The organism is Nocardia abscessus, from assembly GCF_015477775.1.
GTDB classification, from domain to species: domain Bacteria; phylum Actinomycetota; class Actinomycetes; order Mycobacteriales; family Mycobacteriaceae; genus Nocardia; species Nocardia abscessus_A.
On sequence record NZ_JADLQO010000013.1, the window covers coordinates 94,489 to 111,999 of the forward strand.

Annotated in this window: 8 protein-coding genes and 1 pseudogene; 2 read left to right on the forward strand and 7 right to left on the reverse strand. The window is 66.5% G+C overall.

Going from position 1 to position 17,511, the window contains the following annotated elements; translation table 11 throughout:
• Nucleotides 1-1,159 precede the first annotated feature (1,159 nt).
• A complete protein-coding gene (locus IU450_RS28040; RefSeq protein WP_195152739.1) occupies nt 1,160-1,570 on the forward strand; it encodes a hypothetical protein in 411 nt (136 codons plus the stop codon).
• Nucleotides 1,571-1,691: 121 nt separating this feature from the next.
• A complete protein-coding gene (locus IU450_RS28045; RefSeq protein WP_195152740.1) occupies nt 1,692-2,537 on the forward strand; it encodes a hypothetical protein in 846 nt (281 codons plus the stop codon).
• 506 nt (nt 2,538-3,043) lie between these two features.
• On the opposite strand, the pseudogene IU450_RS28050 reads toward IU450_RS28045, so the two are convergent.
• From IU450_RS28050 to IU450_RS28080, 7 genes and pseudogenes are all read right to left on the reverse strand, one after another.
• Nucleotides 3,044-3,298 (reverse strand): annotated as a pseudogene (locus tag IU450_RS28050) (transposase); the annotation flags it as partial.
• A 62-nt stretch (nt 3,299-3,360) separates the two neighbouring features.
• The gene (locus IU450_RS28055) at nt 3,361-3,582 is read right to left on the reverse strand and encodes a hypothetical protein (protein WP_195152742.1); all 222 of its coding nucleotides are present in this window, start codon (nt 3,580-3,582) and stop codon (nt 3,361-3,363) included.
• 202 nt (nt 3,583-3,784) lie between these two features.
• A complete protein-coding gene (locus tag IU450_RS41400; RefSeq protein ID WP_416382913.1) occupies nt 3,785-4,594 on the reverse strand; it encodes a transposase in 810 nt (269 codons plus the stop codon).
• Between the two features lie 107 nt (nt 4,595-4,701).
• Nucleotides 4,702-9,276 (reverse strand): hypothetical protein, encoded by a 4,575-nt coding sequence (locus IU450_RS28065; RefSeq protein ID WP_195152744.1) that lies wholly within the window; start codon nt 9,274-9,276, stop codon nt 4,702-4,704.
• 4 nt (nt 9,277-9,280) lie between these two features.
• A complete protein-coding gene (locus IU450_RS28070) occupies nt 9,281-11,767 on the reverse strand; it encodes a hypothetical protein (protein ID WP_195152745.1) in 2,487 nt (828 codons plus the stop codon).
• Between the two features lie 248 nt (nt 11,768-12,015).
• Nucleotides 12,016-12,909 carry a hypothetical protein gene (locus IU450_RS28075; protein WP_195152746.1) on the reverse strand — a complete coding sequence of 298 codons (894 nt, stop codon included), beginning with the start codon at nt 12,907-12,909 and terminating at the stop codon, nt 12,016-12,018.
• A 46-nt stretch (nt 12,910-12,955) separates the two neighbouring features.
• Complete coding sequence (locus tag IU450_RS28080; RefSeq protein WP_195152747.1) at nt 12,956-17,509, reverse strand: hypothetical protein; 4,554 nt, start codon at nt 17,507-17,509, stop codon at nt 12,956-12,958.
• Nucleotides 17,510-17,511: the final 2 nt, after the last annotated feature.

Sequence of the window (17,511 nt, forward strand, 5' to 3'; positions counted from 1 at the left end):
GTCAACCATCGCGCTTCCGTCCGGACACGACAAGTACGCCGTCCGAGATGCCGCGTCGACCGCGCCACAGCTAGACAGTCTCTAGGTCGGCTTCCTCAATCCAGCGCACATGATTGAGTTACACAGCGCTAACCCGGATTCCGAGATGTCCGGGACAGCGCTGCCCCGGACTCACGAAAGTGGGTTGGTCGAGCTATCGGCGAAGACCGGTGGGCCGCCGTCGGCAGCGGAGGCCACCTCCTTCCGATAACGCACAGATTGCCTGCGTATTGTGTCGTGACGCCGTTCGCGTATTCAGCGGCTGGCGAGAACCGAACATCAGCTGTTACCTGTCGGAATCCCGTGGCCTCCGTCGTGTGGGGTACCGTCGCACTCCCGGGTTTCGGGCATGGTCCAGCGGCCCGTAGAACACCGCCAGCATGAGGTCGGCGTCGATGAGGACCGCGCGGGTTGAGAATGGCCGCCGGTCAGGTTCGCTCTGGACGGGTCCGCGCGCACGAGGTGCGCGCGAAAGGCGCGAAAGGTAGGCGTCGCGGCCAGTGGAGCGTCGGACAGTTCCTCGCCGTAGAGGCCGGTTGGGGTCGTGACCGCGCCGGTCAGCGTTGTGTTGTGCAGGTTGGCCGAGGTCAGCCCCGCGCCGATGAGTCGGCGTGGGACAAGTCGGTGCCGAAAAGTTACCTCTTCGGCGGCTGGATAACCCCCTGACAGTCGAGTAGTCGACTACGCATGTTAGGTGCGCGCCAGGCATCCGAGGATTTTTGACATGGACTCTTTCGGTCCTGGAACAGGAGTACCCACTGAGAGAGGGGATCAGATGGCTGTCAATATCTCGCGAAGTCAGTCTGCCGACACCACGCGGCATCATCGGCCGCGCCATCGCCCACGCGGCAGTTGTGGTGCCGTGACCGCGGAGGGGAGGATAGTCATGGGCTGTCGACGAGTGATTCTGTGGGTCCTTCTAATCGCGGCACTCGCCGCGGCCTGCGCCACTTCCCCGCCCAAGCAGGCCCCTCTCACCCACGGGCGGTCGACCGGGACCGCGCCGTCGGCTCGCGGCGGTGTGCCCGGCCAACCAGGCAAGCCCGATTCAGGTTCGGTGCCAGGTGCGCCGATTCGTATCCCGAATCTCGTAGAGCTTGCTTCAGCGTCGATCGACTCCGTGAAGAACGATTGGGTCATCGCACCGATCATGGAGGCCTGCGGGGGGACCCTCTGTGTCCAGGTCGAGGTACGGACGGGCGATAACCCGAACTACGACCGCTGCCAGTATGTGTCCTACAGCGGCGCCAAGGTCGACTGGACACCGGTCGAAGGGGCCCCGAACGGAATGTTGATCATCGAGCGTGGAGCGACGCTGGTTCTGTACACCGGCTCGAAGACGCCCTGCTCTCAAGGCGCCGACGTCACACCCGACGGGTCCGAAGAGACGGGCAATAGCGACGGCTCCACCACGACGACGCCGGACGTGGCGCCTAGCACGACGCCGCCGGACGTGGTGCCAAGCACACCACAGCCCACCATCCCAGAAGCCACTCTCCCGCCATTGGGCACCAATGTCCCGACCAGCTGAGGGCCACGAGACGGCACCGGAGCCCGGCAGCAGCGATCCGGCCCGCGCTGCTGCATCGCCGTTTGCCGGGTTCGGCAAGGTAGCTAAAGCACTCGGCCAACTCGCCGCGCCAACGACACTGGTGACCGCGCTGCTGTTCTACTTCGGCTGGGCACACGTCTACTGGTTCTTCGACTATTTCGGCGTCGACTCCACAACCCTGCACCCGAGCCTCAGCGACTACCTAATGCGCAGCGTCGACGCCCTGTTCATCCCCCTCATCGCCATCGGCGTCATCGGGATGGCACTGACATGGGGCTATCTCGCGCTGCCCGACTCCCTACGCCGCGGCCACCGGAAACGATGGCAGCTGCTGACCATCACAGCGGTCGCAGTCATCATTCTCGTCAACGGCCTGACCAGGCTACTGTTCAAAACCCCGCTCAACAACGCCCTCGCAGTCGCACCGATATCGATCATCGCCGGTGTCGCGCTGCTCTGGTATGTCGTTCTGCAACGACGGCAACAGCTGCGTGAACGCATCCCCGAACAACCGGTCGCCTCCGACGCCGCCGCGGTCATCGAATGGACGATCCTGTTCATCGTCATCGGCATCAGCCTGTTCTGGATCACTGCCGACTACTCCGCCGCCGTCGGCCAATCCCGGGCACAGCTGACGGCCGCTGAAATCCACAAAAAACCTGGTGTCGTCGTCTACAGCGAGAAAGACCTCTATCTGTCCGACCCCGACGTGCGGAAAGTCGAATGCGCCCCTGCCGAGGGCTCGGCCTACTCGTTCCGCTCGGCCTATCGGTTCCGCTACGACGGGCTGGTCCTGCTTGCGCACATCGGCGACCAGTACGTGCTGCTGCCACGGAGCTGGCCGACGCAACGCGGCGCCGCCATCATCCTGCCGGCCTCGCCGCCGGGGGCGGTGCGATTCGAATTCCGGATAGCCGAAAATTCGGCCGGGAGCAACTGCACATAGTCCGGCCCGGCGATCAACATGTCATCGGTAGTGACACACAGTGCACGGGAGACGGTGTCAATGTCATTGCTCACACCCTTGATCTACGGCACCCTAACCCCGCAATCACCCCGGAACGCACGCAAAACCCTTGACCGGCAGCATCGATCCGGCTCTGACCGGCCTGTCTCGAGCGGACTTCGCGCACCTGGCAGCGGTCTCGGAACCTTACTGGGACGCCTTGGCAGAGGCGAACGTCGCTTTCACCGCCCCGCAGCTCCCTGCATCCGCAAACCAGCAGCGTCGACCATTGTCGCCGCGGGCAGCTTCGCGCTGCTGCCTATGGGGGAACACAGCGAGACCGGCGACGACCCCCAGAAGGCATGGATATTCCAGGTCGAGGTCAATACCGGCACCGATCACGGATTCTGGGCCGCAGTGGATCGTGGCAACGGGGGGGTCCTAGTATCTGGATTTAACCGAGCCGTACATCGGCGGCGGGACGCTGATCATTCTCGCTTGGGGAGAACCTCGTCCAGGACGGCGTTGTGCAGACGCCGCCACAGCCCAGTCTCGGTCCACACGCTGAACCGGTGGTGGGCCCTCGGCAGGGTGACCTCGGACTCGGGCGGCAGCATCCGCCACGTGCAGCCGTTGGTCAGCATGAACACCACCGCTGTGAACCCCGCACGCTCATCGGCCGGGGCGGTGCCACCACCCTGCGGACGCGCGGTGAACTCCGGAAGCAGCGGGTTCCGCGAAAGCAACTGACGAGGAAGGATCACCAAATGCCAGGCTTTCAGCCTGCAGTCCCGAATCCCTTTAGTGCTGACCGTTCGGGCCGTCACGGCTGTGGTGGACGTGCCCACCGACCGTCGATATCAAAAGAATCGACCGGCACATTGAAAGTCACTATCCACTGCGCGAATGCAAACCCACCCAATACGAGCTTCACCGGCCATTCTGGCTGTGGAATAGTGGGAGGCGCCTCTTCGTCCGACAACGTGAACAACCTGGCGTCGGTCAGATCCAGCAGCGAGGCGGCGCCTTGATCGCCAACTGGCATACCGTTTAGGCTCTGAAGGTCAACCGAAGTGACGATGCCGGGTCCATCGTCGCCCTGGATATGGGGCCACCCGGGTTCCCGGTCCACTGGGTGAGCGCCTACGCGCCAACGCCGGTGCGCTCACGATCGTCGGGCTCGCCCTGGAAGCCGGTGTCCCTAGATATGCCCTGACACAACGACATACGGACTTGAAGAACAAGTTCTACACGCGAGTGGCTGAGCGCGGTGCGTCATCGGAGGTGGAGACCCGACGCCGGGCCACCATCGCCGCACTGAAGAGACGATCGCGAACAAGAATGCCGAACTCGCCCAACTTCGGGTCGACGTCCCCGCCCTTGTCCGGGCGGTGAATCAACTCACACTGGAGAACCAAGAGCTGCGGGAAGCGGCGGCGAACCCCGACACGGCGGTGATCCCGATCCGGCGACAGCCACCACACCACACAGAAGGACGATCGCGCTGACGATAGACGGCGTAGGCGCATCTCCGGTGATCGCAGGCGCTGCTTTCGGAGGTAGAGGGTGGGTTGGTTTAGCGTCCTTTGCGGATGAGGGCGGTGAGTTGTTGGCCTTCGGTGAGGGTGAGCGGGCCCGTGCGGCTTGTTCGGCGACGCCGAGGGCGGTGGCGAGGACGCGGCCGTGGAGGTCGAGGCCAGCTTCGGACAAGGCAGTGAGGTCGGCGACGCCGGCACGGGCTTATGGTGCAGGCGTTGGCGGGCGTGACCCGTACGGCGTGGCTGGGCCCGTGGCCCCACCTGCTTGGACCGCTTAGCGGCAGCGAATCGAAAGCCGTCGCCGCCGCTGGCACGCTCGGTGCGCTCGCTCTTGCCGATGGCCCCGTCGCCGCCATCGTGGGACCGCCGATCCTTGTCCACCCAGTTGCCCAGTGTGCCGTCGTTGATGCCCAGCTCTCGAGCCACGTGCGCGATCGATTTCCCGGTCTCCCGCACGATCCCGCACCCCGCCCTCCTTGAACTCCGGATCGAACATCCGCCGCGTCTCCATCGCCGCACCTCCTCATGGCGATGTCTCCACGATACGAGGGGAAGCCCAGGATACGGAGAGAGAACGGGGGTGCACGGCGAAGTTGTCGGCGTCAGCCGTCACAGAAGTCTGTTGGCTACAGGTAGAAGTGATCGGCGTATACCAATCGGGTCGTGCCGGTAGGGGTTTCCTCGCCCGGGTGCGGGTCGGCCGACAGAATCTCGTACTCCTCGACCTGTGCGCGCAGGTCTTGAGCGGTGCCTGGTGTCAGCAGCTGCTGCGCCGGTTCTAAATTCAGCACGGCGGACCACGTAGCCTTGAACGTCTGCTCGTCGACGCCGGCTAATTCGCACGGCACCTGAGCGACGTTGACCCAGTCGATGTCGGAGCCGGACAGGGAATTTCGAACCTGCAGGGTTGCCACGACCTGTCGCGACTTCGGCAGCAGCTCCAGCAGTTTGGCGCGGTCTGGTGGCTGCGTGGGCATCTCGAGGCCGGGTGCGTTTGTCAGGGCGGTCACACCGGTAACCGTGACCCGCACCTGTCCAGCCTCGGGCCTGCTGAGCGTGCCGATACGTTCCGGCGGCAACTGGACAAAGTCGGTTGGCACGACCTCCGAGAACGCCATGCCCGTTATCGAATTGGGTTGATAGCGAGCCACCGAGAGGCGAAGGAATGGCCAGATCGCGCTGGCGGAGTCGAAGACCGCGTCGACGAACCAGCGCTTGCGCTCGCGGTGAAACTCCGGCCGGTACGCGTAGGCGTTGATGACGTTGTCCTTATCGTCAGGGCTGTTTGACTTGCGTTCCTTGACGACGTGCAACAGTGGCCGGCCGGGCGCATTCTGGGGGTCGAGGCTCAGCTGCACCGCACGTTGTTGCCAGGCTGGCAGTACCGGAACTTCGTTGGAAGTCAGCGGCAGCGGTTTGTTGTCCCCGTCCAACTTGGGCTGTGAGGACGCTAGCTGCGGTCCGACCAGGATCGGGTCGCGCGCCCACAGGCTGACCTTTTCCGCATTGCCCTCCGCGGCCGCGGAATCACCGGTCGTAATGATGGCCAGCATCTCGCCGTCGCCGCTGGAGTACCACGGCCGGTCCAGCCAGATCCGCACACCGCTACGGCGGATGCGCCTGATCGCGAACGGGTGCTGGGGCTCGGTGGTCTGCTCCCACATGAACATCGGGATCACATCACGCACCACCGGCGGTGCCGGTGCGGCCGAGCTGGGGATGTTAACGGCGACCTCGTTGCCGGCGGACCGCGCGTCGTCTGGGGGCGGAAGCTCCTCGGGAGTGAAGAACTCCCGGTATCGCGACGAGCCGTGCAGCCGGTAGAACACGGTGCGCGCCTTGGTGTCGGGCAGGTTGTGGATGGCGGTACGGATGGGCACCTCGGACATGCGATTGCCGACCTCTTCCGCCTTCTTGTCAAGGGTGAGCAGCGAGAAGCGCTCGTGCTCCTCGATGCGGTGGTCCACCACAATCTCCTTGGTGCCGTGCGGCGTAGGAGCGTCGGTGTCGGGGTCATCGATGACGTCGTCCCACCGCGCGCGCAGTTGCACCTTCTCGGTGCTGGCGCCGTGCACGTCGATGACGCCGTCGAGATCGACGGTGACGACGTTGGGGTTGCGGGGTTTTGCTGTCAGCCGCGAGATCGCCGGCGCGATCGCGGGCCGGGCCGTCGCGTGAACCAACCGCAGATGCTCGTCGGGGGTGAGCCACCACAGCCAGCCGTCCCGGGCGGCGCGTTCGATGACCTGCCGATCGGCGTCGGGTACCTGCGGATCGTGCACGGGGTCGAACCGCCAGAGCCCCATCTTCTCCAGATGGTTGGCGTCGAGGGTGGTGGAATAGGTGACCGCGACTTGCTCGCCGGGAGGAAGGCCGACGTGTATGACGTTGCCGTCCTGTCGGGCATCTAGTCGCGGTGCATGATGTAGCACCAGCCGAAGCGGCTGCAGTTCGGGCCAGTTCCCGGCGTATGGGATCATGACCGACTGCAGCACACGCGGATTGGCGAACCGGTGGTCGGCGCCGGCTTCGTAGAACACCAGCGCGACCCCATTGGCCATCGGGTCCGCGAGATAGGGAAGCATCAGGTTGTCGACGTCGTGGGCGATGTACTGGCCCTCGGCGGGCTGCACATCGGGATTCTGAATGTCGTCGAGGGTTGGATCGGTGGCGCCCGGTGTGGGCAGCAGCGAGATCCCCGGCTGCGCAATGGTTCCGGTGGGTGAGTTCAGGTCCTGGATGCGGGTGTGGAACAGGTTCCCACGTTCCTTGAGCGCGATCGCGTAGGCGCGGGCGTGGTTGCCGAGCCGCATCAGCTCGTCGAAGCGCCCGTCCAGCTCGGCCTCGAGTTGGCTTCCCTTCGGCGGCACGATGTGGCGCTCGCATAGCCCCGGTGTGCCGGTCAGTCCGGTGCGGATCACCATGCGCTGCAGGGATTCTCCGGTGGTGTAGGCGATCCGGGGCACGAGCGTCGGGGCGGGGATCGGGTCCCACCGCAGAAACAGACGCGGCGAACTGATCGTGCTCGGGTCACCGGAATCGGCGAACAGGGCGGCCAGCTGCTTGGGATCGACATCCCACTGCGGATGCTGCCGCAGCGACGTCGCGTTGTCGACCACCGAAGCCATCGCCCGCTCGATCTCGCCAGGCGTCCCGTGGCGGTCGAGGGCGCGCGGGTGCGCCAGTCCCCTGGCGCGCAGCGACGCCAGCAGGCCCGCCTGGTCGCGTTGGGCGGCTTCGGCGCGCAGCGCGACCAGGTGGGCCGTGGCGTTGGCGATGGTCGACTCCTGTGGCTCCGACGTGGGGATCGGGTCGAGGGGGACGCTGTTGCCGGCCAGGTCGACTCCGGCGATCCGGAACGAGTAGCGGCGGCCGTAGCGAAGCGCCGGCAGCGACCCCGGCTCGGCCGTGGACTGCACCCGCAGCCCGCCGTCCTGGGGCTGGGGTTGGCTGGCGATGTACTCGGTGCCTGGGCGTCCGCGTGTGCCGTCATCGTGGATGACGTGTCGACCCGGTCGCGGTGCGGACAGGCTCCACCCGTGCCAGCCGGCCAGCACCTCGTGCACGTAGTAGGGGTTGGTGTCGTTGCCGGGCACCCGGCTCGGTGGGGGATTCTGCAGGAAGCCGACGTCGCGCACGGCGGCCAGGATCGGGGTGGTGTCAAACGATGCGCTCACCCTGCGCTGGTGCAGGCTGTGCCACATCCGTGTGGTGTCGTCCCACACCTCGACCCGGGTTCCGCGCATCAGGTCTTCGAAGTGGAATTGGTTGTGCGGCTGGACCGTGCCGGGCACCTCGACGACCGGCTCCAGCTGCTCGACCTTGGTGACGCGCTCACGCAGCGCGGTGGGCCGGTTGAGCTCGGCGATGGAAAAACCATGTGCGCGAAGCGCCGCGGGCGCAAACGAGCTGCGGTCGCCGTTGACCTCGACCGCCAAGGCGCGGATCACGCTGCGCAGCAGTTGCTCGAGCGCTAGGCCCGCCGCATCCGGATCCAGGTCCATCACCCGGTAGCGGGCAGGATCGCCCAGCCGTAGCCGACCAGCGGTCCAGCGGTCGGTCTGGGCGGCAGCAAAGAATCGTGGACCGACGGTGTTGCAGCGTGTTTCGGGAGATAGGTACGCTTCGGCGCCGTCGACGATCACGTCACAGTGGATCGCGTGGGCGGCACGCAGCGCGTCCAGATCTTCGACGTGCACGTCCACGACGAAGCCCAGCGCGCGGGCCAGCGCGGGTACGTTGCACGCCGCCGCCGCGCGTTCGTGGAAGTCTGGTGCGTCGTGCGGTGTGCGCGGCGGATGCACGTTCGGAAGTGGTTTGTCGCGGGGTGGTCGCTGCTCCTCGGGGCGGTTGTAGTAGCGCTGCGCGGCGTGGACGTCGCGCAGCATGACCAGCATCGGGTTGTCGCCGGCCGCCTCGGGATCGGTGAGCAGGCGGTCGAGAAACTCGGTGATCAGACGATCGGTGTCGTCGCGGTCCAGCAGCAGCTCGATGGGGGAGCGCCAGCCGCGGGGGATTTCGGCGGCGCGAAGGTGCACCCCTCCGTCACCGGCGCCGCCACCGCCACCACCGTCACCAGGTCCGGGGAGGTCCGGGTCGGGTTTCGTGGGCGCGACGCTGTCGCGCGCGGCCTGGTCGCGGCCGACGATCAGCGCGAGCCGCCGACGATCACGTGCGTCGAGGTAGCCGCGCAGCTCCCGGACCAGATCAGAGACGCCCTCAGCCTCGGGGATGCGCTGCAGCACGTCGAGCAGCTCTTCTGCCAGCGGGTTGCCGAGCACGCCCGGCCTGCTGACCGGGCACGAGCATATCGATGCGTAGTGCGCGTCGAGGGCATGATCAGGTGTTCGGTTGGCCGGATAGGTATTCCACGCCACGTCGGTCAGCTTTGGCTGCGGGTAGTCACGCACGACGGTGTCGGCGGGAAACGCTGTCTGCCAGGCGGTGTCGCTCGGTGCGATGATCCGCGGGTCATCGCTCGGTGCCAGCAGCGGCGTACATGCGATCGGAAGGGGGCTGGTGTCGGTGCGCAGCCGGATCGTCGCACCGCGCAGCGTGCTCACCCAGTTCCGCATCACCGGGTAGTCGTCGAGCTGACCGCCGCCCTCGAGTCGATGGGACAAGAACAGCGACACATGGAATGGGTCTGCCGGATCCACCGAGTACGGCAGGACGGTGCTCATCAGTCGGGTGGTGGGCATGCGGTCACGCTCCGATCGCAAATGACGAGTAGTACTGGCGCCACAGGGCCTGGCCGTCCTCATCGGGGGGCATGATCTGCGCCAGCGTCGGGTCGCCCTTGGAGCCGGCGAGTTTGCGCTCGCAGGTGATCTCGACGGAGGCCGAGAAGAGCGCGACTTCCACCTCGACACACAGTGTGGCGCGGCCGACGAGCTTGCCCGAGTCGAAGTCGTAGGTCAGCGACAGTTCCAGGGTGATCGACGCGGAGGCGATCCCGAGCACCTCCACCTCGCCGCAGATCCGGAAGTAGCCGGTCAGCTGACCCTTCTTGTCCTCCAGCCGCAGATACACCCCGATCATCACCGACACCGAGCCGGAGGCCACGCCCAGGTCGACGCTGAGCGCAGCACCAGCTTCGAGCCCCATCTCCAAGAGCACCAATCCCTTGGGCGCCAGGCGGATTCCGACCCAACCGCCGCCACCGATCGCCAGCACGGTGAGCCGGAAGGGTGCTTCCTTTCTGCAGAACATGAATCCGACTGTGACGGCCTCGCCCAGGAAGGGGATCCGGCAGTCGGCGCCGAGGGCGATGTTCTCCAGGGTGAACACGCCGACTGCGACGCTGGGCAGCGCCAAGTCGAAACCTGCCGTCGCGCCCTCGGCGGTGACGTCGACATAGGGCGGGTCGGCGAAACCGTCGAATGGGATGAGCTGGCGCAGCTTTTCGATGAAGCCGAGCGGGCCGAGGAATTCCATTCGGTCGAATTGGACGTCGACCTCGGGCTTTCCTCCGGTGGCGACGCGGAATCCGATGCGCCCGAACTTCATGTCCATCAAACGTGCTTCGGGCAGCAGCTGCAGTCGGAAGTTGCGCAGCTGTGCGCTGACGTCGGACTGCGGGTCTGCATTTTTGCTGGTGCGGATCTCGACCGCGATCGTCAGTGCCTTGTCCGGCTGTTTGGGGTCAAACACCTCGTCGCCGGTGGCCGGCCAACCCTTGATCAGCGGATTCCACTCGTAGCGGATGGTGGCGGCCTCCACGGCCGACTTCAGGGCCGTGGCCAGTTTCCTGGCGTCCTCGTCCTGTGCGGTTGTCAGCGCGGACTTGACGGCGCGGTAAGGCCGTTCGATCAGGGCGCGTAGGTATGCCGGCAGGAACGGATTGGTCAGCAGCGCGTCAAGAGGTTGGAGGGCGTCGAGGATCCGGCGTGCCGGCTCGGCGGCCGGATTGGGGCCGTCGTCGGTGGGTGGGCCCAGGTGCAGCGCCTCTAGCAGGGGTTGCACGGGATGAGCCGCCAGCGTGTCGATGGCCTGCTGAACCTGGGTGCGCAGGTCCTGGAGGCGCTTCTTGGCCTCGGCCGTCGTGGTGTCGGCGATATCGGAGTCCAGCGTATTGCGCGCCTTTTCCATCGCGGTGGCCAGGTTGGCGAACTCCGACGCGACCGAGCCGATCAGACCGAGTTGTTCGGTGATGAGTTTGGGTGCCATACCGAGGTTTACGTCCTCGTCGACGAGGATGTCCTTGAGGTCGAAAAGGCCGAACAACTTGGGCAGGGCACCGCCCAGGAACGCGGCCGGATCGAACTTGCCGGCCCTGATGCCATCGGCGGTCTTGCCCGCGTCGCCTACCGCGCCCTGGGTGCGGGATAGTGCGTTGACCGCGACGCTGGGTTCGATGAATCCGCCGCCGCGGTCGGTGGCGCCGGCGAAGTCGAGCTTGTTCTCGTTCTCTCTTTCGAGGGTGAGGAACAGTTGAGCTGGGTCGTCGGCCGGAAACCCGTGGTTCACGTAGGAATCCGGGTACCGCACGGCGACCGGGCCGCCGCCGCGGTTCAGCGCCGTGAGCGCCGGGACCGTGACATGCGCCTTGACCATCGACGGTGTGCTGGTCAATTCCTCTGCGGCGCCAGCTAACTGGATGTATTGGACGCGGGTCGTGGTATCGCCGGGAGTGGCGGCGGGCGCGAACGCAACCTCGGCGCCGCCGAGGTCGGTCACGCCCTTGGCCACGATGTTGCTGTTCCAGGTGTTCAGCGCGTCGGGGTGGGCGTGGCGCGGGACGGCCACCAGCGCGGTCATCATCGTGATCGGGCGGCCGGCGTGATCGGTACCGGTGACCTTCCATAGGTAGTGGGTTTTCGCCACCGACGGGATGAAGACCTTCGAGTCATTGTCCACCATGTCCAGGTCTGGCGACACCACCGGGTCGATCGTCACCGAGGTGAACGGCAGCCGGCGGGCGTCGATTCCGGTGTAGGTGCGGGTGTGTTCGCGCAACACGATGAAGTTGCGGGTGAACAGGTTGGCCGCCGGATTCTTCTCGCCGACGGTGATCTTGCGCTCGGTGACCCGTACCAGGGTGCCGCGATGTCCGAACGGGAACAGGTATACCGGTTTCTCGACGCGCACGTAGCTGTCGCGGCCCAGCGGTGCGAGGTGCCGATACGCCGAGAGCGCGCCAGTGCCGTCGTCGGCGACAGGGGGTCCCAGCCCACCCGCCAATCGATCCATGCGCCCAGGGCGCTGAGCTAGAACCGCTCGACGCGCAGTGGCTCGGGTTCGATCTCGGGATAAGCAGTGTGATTGGCGCTTTGGCGGTGGATCGCTATGCGCTCTTCTGGTCTCAACGATCCTTTGAACCCCGGAGCGGAGGCGCCGGGGTCGTCCCTATCGCGGGCCCACCAGAGGCGGGGGAATGACCAAAATCTCTCCGGGGGTGGATCAGATCCGGGTTGGCCTCTCTCGTACGGAGCGAAGGCCTACGGTGACGGGAACGGCGGCACGGCGGCCTCGTTACCGTCGGAGTTCACCTGGCGGTCGCGGTCGAACAGGAATGCGACGATCTGCGCGATGGTGTTCGCGTTCGTCAGGGCCTCCGCCAGATTGGTGACTGAGTGGTCCTCGAGCCCGATCAGATGGAAGTACTCGTGGGTGACGATGTCGCGCCGCAGGTCCGCGGCGCTGGCGAAGAACGGATCACACACGCTCACTTTCGGATCCGGGTCACTGGCCACCGACGCGGCGAACGGCGGATCGGCGAACACGCCGCACCGGCCGGATACGCCCTCGTCGATGACCGTCACTGGTTGCGCGAGGTTCTGCGTGATCAGGTCGATGGTCGCCGAAATGCCCTGGCGCAGTGCGTTGTCGAGCGGGTCGGCGGACACCACCAGCCGCCGGGACAGTACCTGCAGGTCGCGCGCGTGCGAGGTGGCGACGATGCCAGCCTCAAAGGTCCGCTCCGGTTCCGATAGTGCTGCGGCGGTGACGATGTCGTCGCGCAGACCCTGCAGCCGGGTGTGGACGGCGTCGAGGGACTCGCGGCTGGCCCGGTGTGCGACCGACAGCTGGGTGCCGCGGGTGTCACCGCCGGCCACCAGATCGGCGTCCATGCTGGCGATCGTGCGTTCGCCGACGATATTGTCGGCGGTCTGCTCGATGGCGAAGTTGATGCTGCGCCGAATGCTCTTGTAGTGCAGCACCGCATCGGCCGTCTCGGGTCCGTACTTGAAGTTGTCCTTCTCGTCGCTGGGGAGCTGGATCTGCTCCAGCGTCTCCAGCGCCAGCTGGATCTTCAGGACATGGGTACCAACGGCGCCCGGCGCGATGTGCGCCGAGTTGTCGACCAGCGCGGCCTCGAGCTGTGGAATCACCGGCGAATTGTGCTGAATGTAGCGGCATTTCACTACTCCGTCTGTTTCATAGATACAGATGGTCGGCGTAGATCAGGCGCGAGATCGTGGCCTTCCGACTCTCGGGATCGGCGGGGAGCATCTCGTACTCCTCGACCAGGACGCGCAGTTCCGGCACGGTGCCGGGTGTCCGGAGCTGATTCGCCGGATCGAGCTGCAACACGCCGCTCCAGCTCGCGGCCAGCTCCGTGATACTGCCGTTGGTGGAATTCAGCACCACCCGCGCACCCTCGACGGTGCATTGGACCTGCTCTACCTTCGTCCAGCCGAGGTCGCTGTCCGATCCGGGGTCCTTGGACTGCAGGGTCGCCACCACCTGCCGGCTGGTGGGCAGGGCCCAGGCGACGAAAACGTTCGGATTGGTGACATCCGGTGGCGGGTTCGGTGTGCCGAAGATGCCGGGGATATTGGTGAACGCCGTCGCGCCGGACACGGTGACCCGGACCTGATCGGCCTCGGGGCGGCTCAGCGTGGCGATGCGCTCGGGCAGCAACTGCACGAAATCGGTGGTGACGGTCGGCGATACGAAGCAATCGAGGATCGAATTCGGCTGGAACCGCGCCAGAGTCAACCGCACGAACGGCCACGCGGTGTCGGCGGCGTCGAACAGGACGTCGACAAACCAGCGTTTGCGATCGTGGTGATATTCCGGCTGATAGAGGTAGGCGCTGCGCAGATCGGGATCGGTCTGCAGGAACTGGAGGCCCTTGTAGCCGACCGGACGTCCCGGACGCCGCTGCGGATCCAGCTGCAGTTGCAGGGCCCGCTGCTGCCAGGCCGGGACCAGGTGCACGTCGGTGGAATTGCGCGCGCCGGGCGTCACGAAGGCGGGATCGCGGCCCCACAGGCTGATGCTGTCGAGGGTGGCGTCCTTGTTCTTGGGTGGCGGGATGTTGTCGGGGCCGACGATCACCGCGAGCAGTTCCCCGTCGCCGCTGGAGAACCATGGCCGATCGAGCCAGATCCGGACGCCGCTGCGACGGGTGCGCCGTCGTGCGAAGGGCTGTTCGGGCTCGCTGTCCTCCTCCCACAGGAACATCGGAACGACATCGTGGACCTGGGGCGGCAGCGGCGGCGCGCTGTTCAGATGTGTCACCCGGACGGTGTTTCCGGCCGACGCCTCGTCGTTCGGGGCGGGCAGTTCTGCGGCGTCGAAGAATTCGCGATAGCGGGACGACCCGTAGAGCCGATAGTCGACCGTGCGGAACCGGGTGTCCGGCATGGTGTGCAGGATCGGGCGGACGGGTACACCGGGATCGCGAGTGCCCGACGGCGGATTGCTCCGGGTGAAGACCAGCGAATCCGTCTCGTCCGGCCCGACCGTGAATGCGGACACGATCTCGGTGCGCTGCACCGGTTGCGCCGCATCCTTGCTCACGTCGTCTTCGATGTCGGTCCAGGTGGCGTGCAGTTCGGCCCGCTCGGTGCTGTCACTGTGCATGCGCAGCGTGCCCACGAGTTCGGCGGTGGCGACACCCTGCTGGCGGCTCACCGCGGTCAGGGCGGTGATGGCTGGCGGTACCGCCGGACGTGCGGTGGCGTGCACCAGGCGCAGATCGATGCTCGGTGTCAACCACCACAGCCAGCCGTCGAGTGCGGCGCGTTCCAACAGGATCCGGTCGGCGTCGGCGACCTTCGGGTCGTGGACCGCGTGGAATCGCCACAGCCCCAGGCGATCCAGATGGTCCTTGTCCAATGTCGTGGACACCGCGACGGCGACCTGCTCGCCGGGCGGGATGCCGACGTCGATCACGTTGCCGTCCTGTTCGGCGTGCAGCACCGGCGCACCGTGCACCACCAGGCGCAGCGGCTCGACGTTCGGCCATTGTCCCGCAAAGGGAATGACGACCGACTGCAGGATCTGCGCCGTGCGCAGGTGATGTCCGGCGCCGGCCCGGTAGAACACGAGCGCGACACCGTCGGCCATCGAATCCGGCAGATACGGCAGCACCAGGGTGTCCACATCGTGCACAACATACTGGCCTTCGGCCGGCTGGACCTCCGGATGGTCTTGGAGCTGCTCGGGAGTCACGAACGGACGCGGATCGGCGCCGGCGGATGCCTGCAGCGAAACGCCGGGCTGATCGACGGTCGCCGAGGGATCATCGAGACTCTGGATGCGGATGTCGAACAGGCTGCCGCGTTCCTTCAGCGCGGTGGCGTACGCGCGCCGCCGATCGTCGGGGTTCGCCGAGGTCATCAGGGCGTCGAAGCAGCCGTCCAATTCGGCGTCGAGCTGGGTGGATTTCGCCGGGACGAGATGGCGCTGGGAGGTCACCGACCCGTCCACGCTGTCTCGAATCACCAAGCGGTTCAGCGACTCTCCGAGTGTGTAGGGGTTGCGCGGCACGACTGTCGGCGGCAGCACCGCTTCCCAGCGCAGGAACAGTCGGGGCGTGGTCACGGTGTTGGGGTCGCTGGACTCGGTGGCGAACAGACCCGCGAAGTGGGCCGGGTCGACGTCGAGTTGCGGCCGGGTGGTCAGCCGCTGCGCCGCCACTTCGATGGCCGACACCGCGTTCTCGACCTTGGCGATATGAGCGTTCGCCGGCGGCGGCTGCTGCATCACCTGCTTGCGCTGCTGTTCGAGCAGACCGGCCGCGTCCCGGGCGTCGGTGGCCTCGCGCAGGCCGGCCAGATGCATGGTCGCGGCCCCCACTGCGGGATCGGCCGGATCGACCGGGGAGACGTCCATTCGATGGTCGACGCTGTTGCCCGCGAGGTCGACTCCGAGGACCCGGAACGAGTAGCTGCGGCCGTACCGTAAGGCGGGCAGGGTATTCGGGGCGGCGACCCCGCGGATGCCGATGCCGTCGGCGGCGCCGGACGGGCGTTCCTGGTCGGCCTTGACGACCTCGCTGCCGGGATGGCCGTCCTGTCCGCTGTCGTGGACGATCGCCAGGCCGGGCCGTGGCGCGGCCAGACTCCAGCCGTCCCAGCCCGCGATCACCTCGTGCACGTAGTAGGGGTTCGCGGCATTGCCGGGCACTCGGCTCATCGGGGTGTTCTGCAGATACCCGGTGTCCGGGGTGCCGGAAAGCAACGGCGCGCCTTGGAAATCCGCGTCGACCCGGCGCTCGTGCAGGCTGTGCCAGTGCCGGGTGGCGTCGTCCCAGACCTCGACGCGGAAGCCGCGTGCGAGCTGCTCGAAACCGAAACGGGTGCGCTGATCGATCGGGACCTCCCCGGCCGCCACCTGCGGTTGCAACTGTTCCGCCGCTTCGACGCGGGTCCGCAGGTCCTCCGGCCGGTCGATGTGTGCGATGGAGAACCCGGACGAACGCAGCGTGCCGGGGGCGTAGGAGGTGGAGTCGCCGTTCAGTTCCGTGGCGTAGGCCCGGACCACACCGCGCAGCAGTTGTTCGAGTTTGAAGCCCGAGGCATCGGGGTCGAGGTCCATGACGCGGTATCGATCGGGCCGGCCGACGGCGAGGAAGCCGTCGACCCACGAGTCGGTTTCGGGTGCGGCGAGGAACCGGGTGCCGGACACGACGCACCGGGTGGCCGGGCCGACGAGCAGGCCGACACCGGGCACGGTCACGTCACAGCAGATCAGCGTGGCGGCGGCCAGCTTGTCCAGATCGGACACCTTCAGATCCAGGACGAACCCGAGCTGCCGGGCGAGCGCCGGCGTGCTGCCGACGGTGGCCGCGCGAGCGTGGAAGTCAGGCACGACCGGCGTCGGGCGCGGTTCGTGCACGCCCGGGGTCGGCGATGGCTTCGGCGCGGTCTGTTCCTCGGTGCGGTGGTAGAAGCGCTGGGTCATGTGCGCGTCGCGAACCATCGCGAGGGCCGGATCCTCCACCGACGCGCTGTCGTTCATCGAACTGTCGAGGTAGTCGGTGATTTCGGTGTCGCAGGCGTCCAGTGGCGCCTCGATCGGTGAACGCCAGGGCTGCTCGACGACCTCCTCGGTCAGATGCAGCGCGATGTGCGGCGGGGGCGCAGGCGGGTCGGCCGGCGGGGCGGGCAGCGTGAAATCGACTGCCGCGCCGGCCTGGTCGTACGTTCCCCGTTCGTATCCGGCACGTCGGTCTCGTTTGTTCCCGGCGTAGTCGTCGAGGTCGCGCATCGTGCGGCTGAGATTCGGGCGGTCGCCGGTGGTGGCGATGGTATCCCGCAGCTGGGCCAGCACCGCCTGCGCCAGCCGGCTCGCGTCCACACCCGGCCGCGTCACCGGCGAGGAGAATACCGAGGCGTAGTGCGCGGCGAGGGCATGCTCGGGCAGGCGATTGGCAGGATAGGACTTCCACGGCGCCTGCGATGTCAGCGGTTTCGGGAAGTCGCGGACCGGTGTCGTTCCCGGAAACGCGGTGTGCCAAGCCGATTCACTGAGCGGAGTGAGAATCGGTGTGCAGGCCACGGTTCCGGCATCAGTCTGCAGTGAGATCTGCGCGTTTTTCAGCAGCGCGACCCAATTCGCCAGGGCAGCCACGTCGGCCAGGGTGTTGGTGTCGCCGGGCGTCAGCCGGTGGGTGAAGAACAGTGACACATGGAAATCCGCGCCGGGATCCACGGAGTGCGGTAGCACCGTGGTCATCAACTGCACTGTGCCGGTCATCG

Coding starts and splice junctions, on each gene's coding strand:
- IU450_RS28070 (WP_195152745.1), bottom strand. CDS start 11,767: ATGGATCGATTGGCGGGTGGGCTGGGACCCCCTGTCGCCGACGACGGC.
- IU450_RS28055 (WP_195152742.1), bottom strand. CDS start 3,582: ATGCCAGTTGGCGATCAAGGCGCCGCCTCGCTGCTGGATCTGACCGAC.
- IU450_RS28080 (WP_195152747.1), bottom strand. CDS start 17,509: ATGACCGGCACAGTGCAGTTGATGACCACGGTGCTACCGCACTCCGTG.
- IU450_RS28065 (WP_195152744.1), bottom strand. CDS start 9,276: ATGCCCACCACCCGACTGATGAGCACCGTCCTGCCGTACTCGGTGGAT.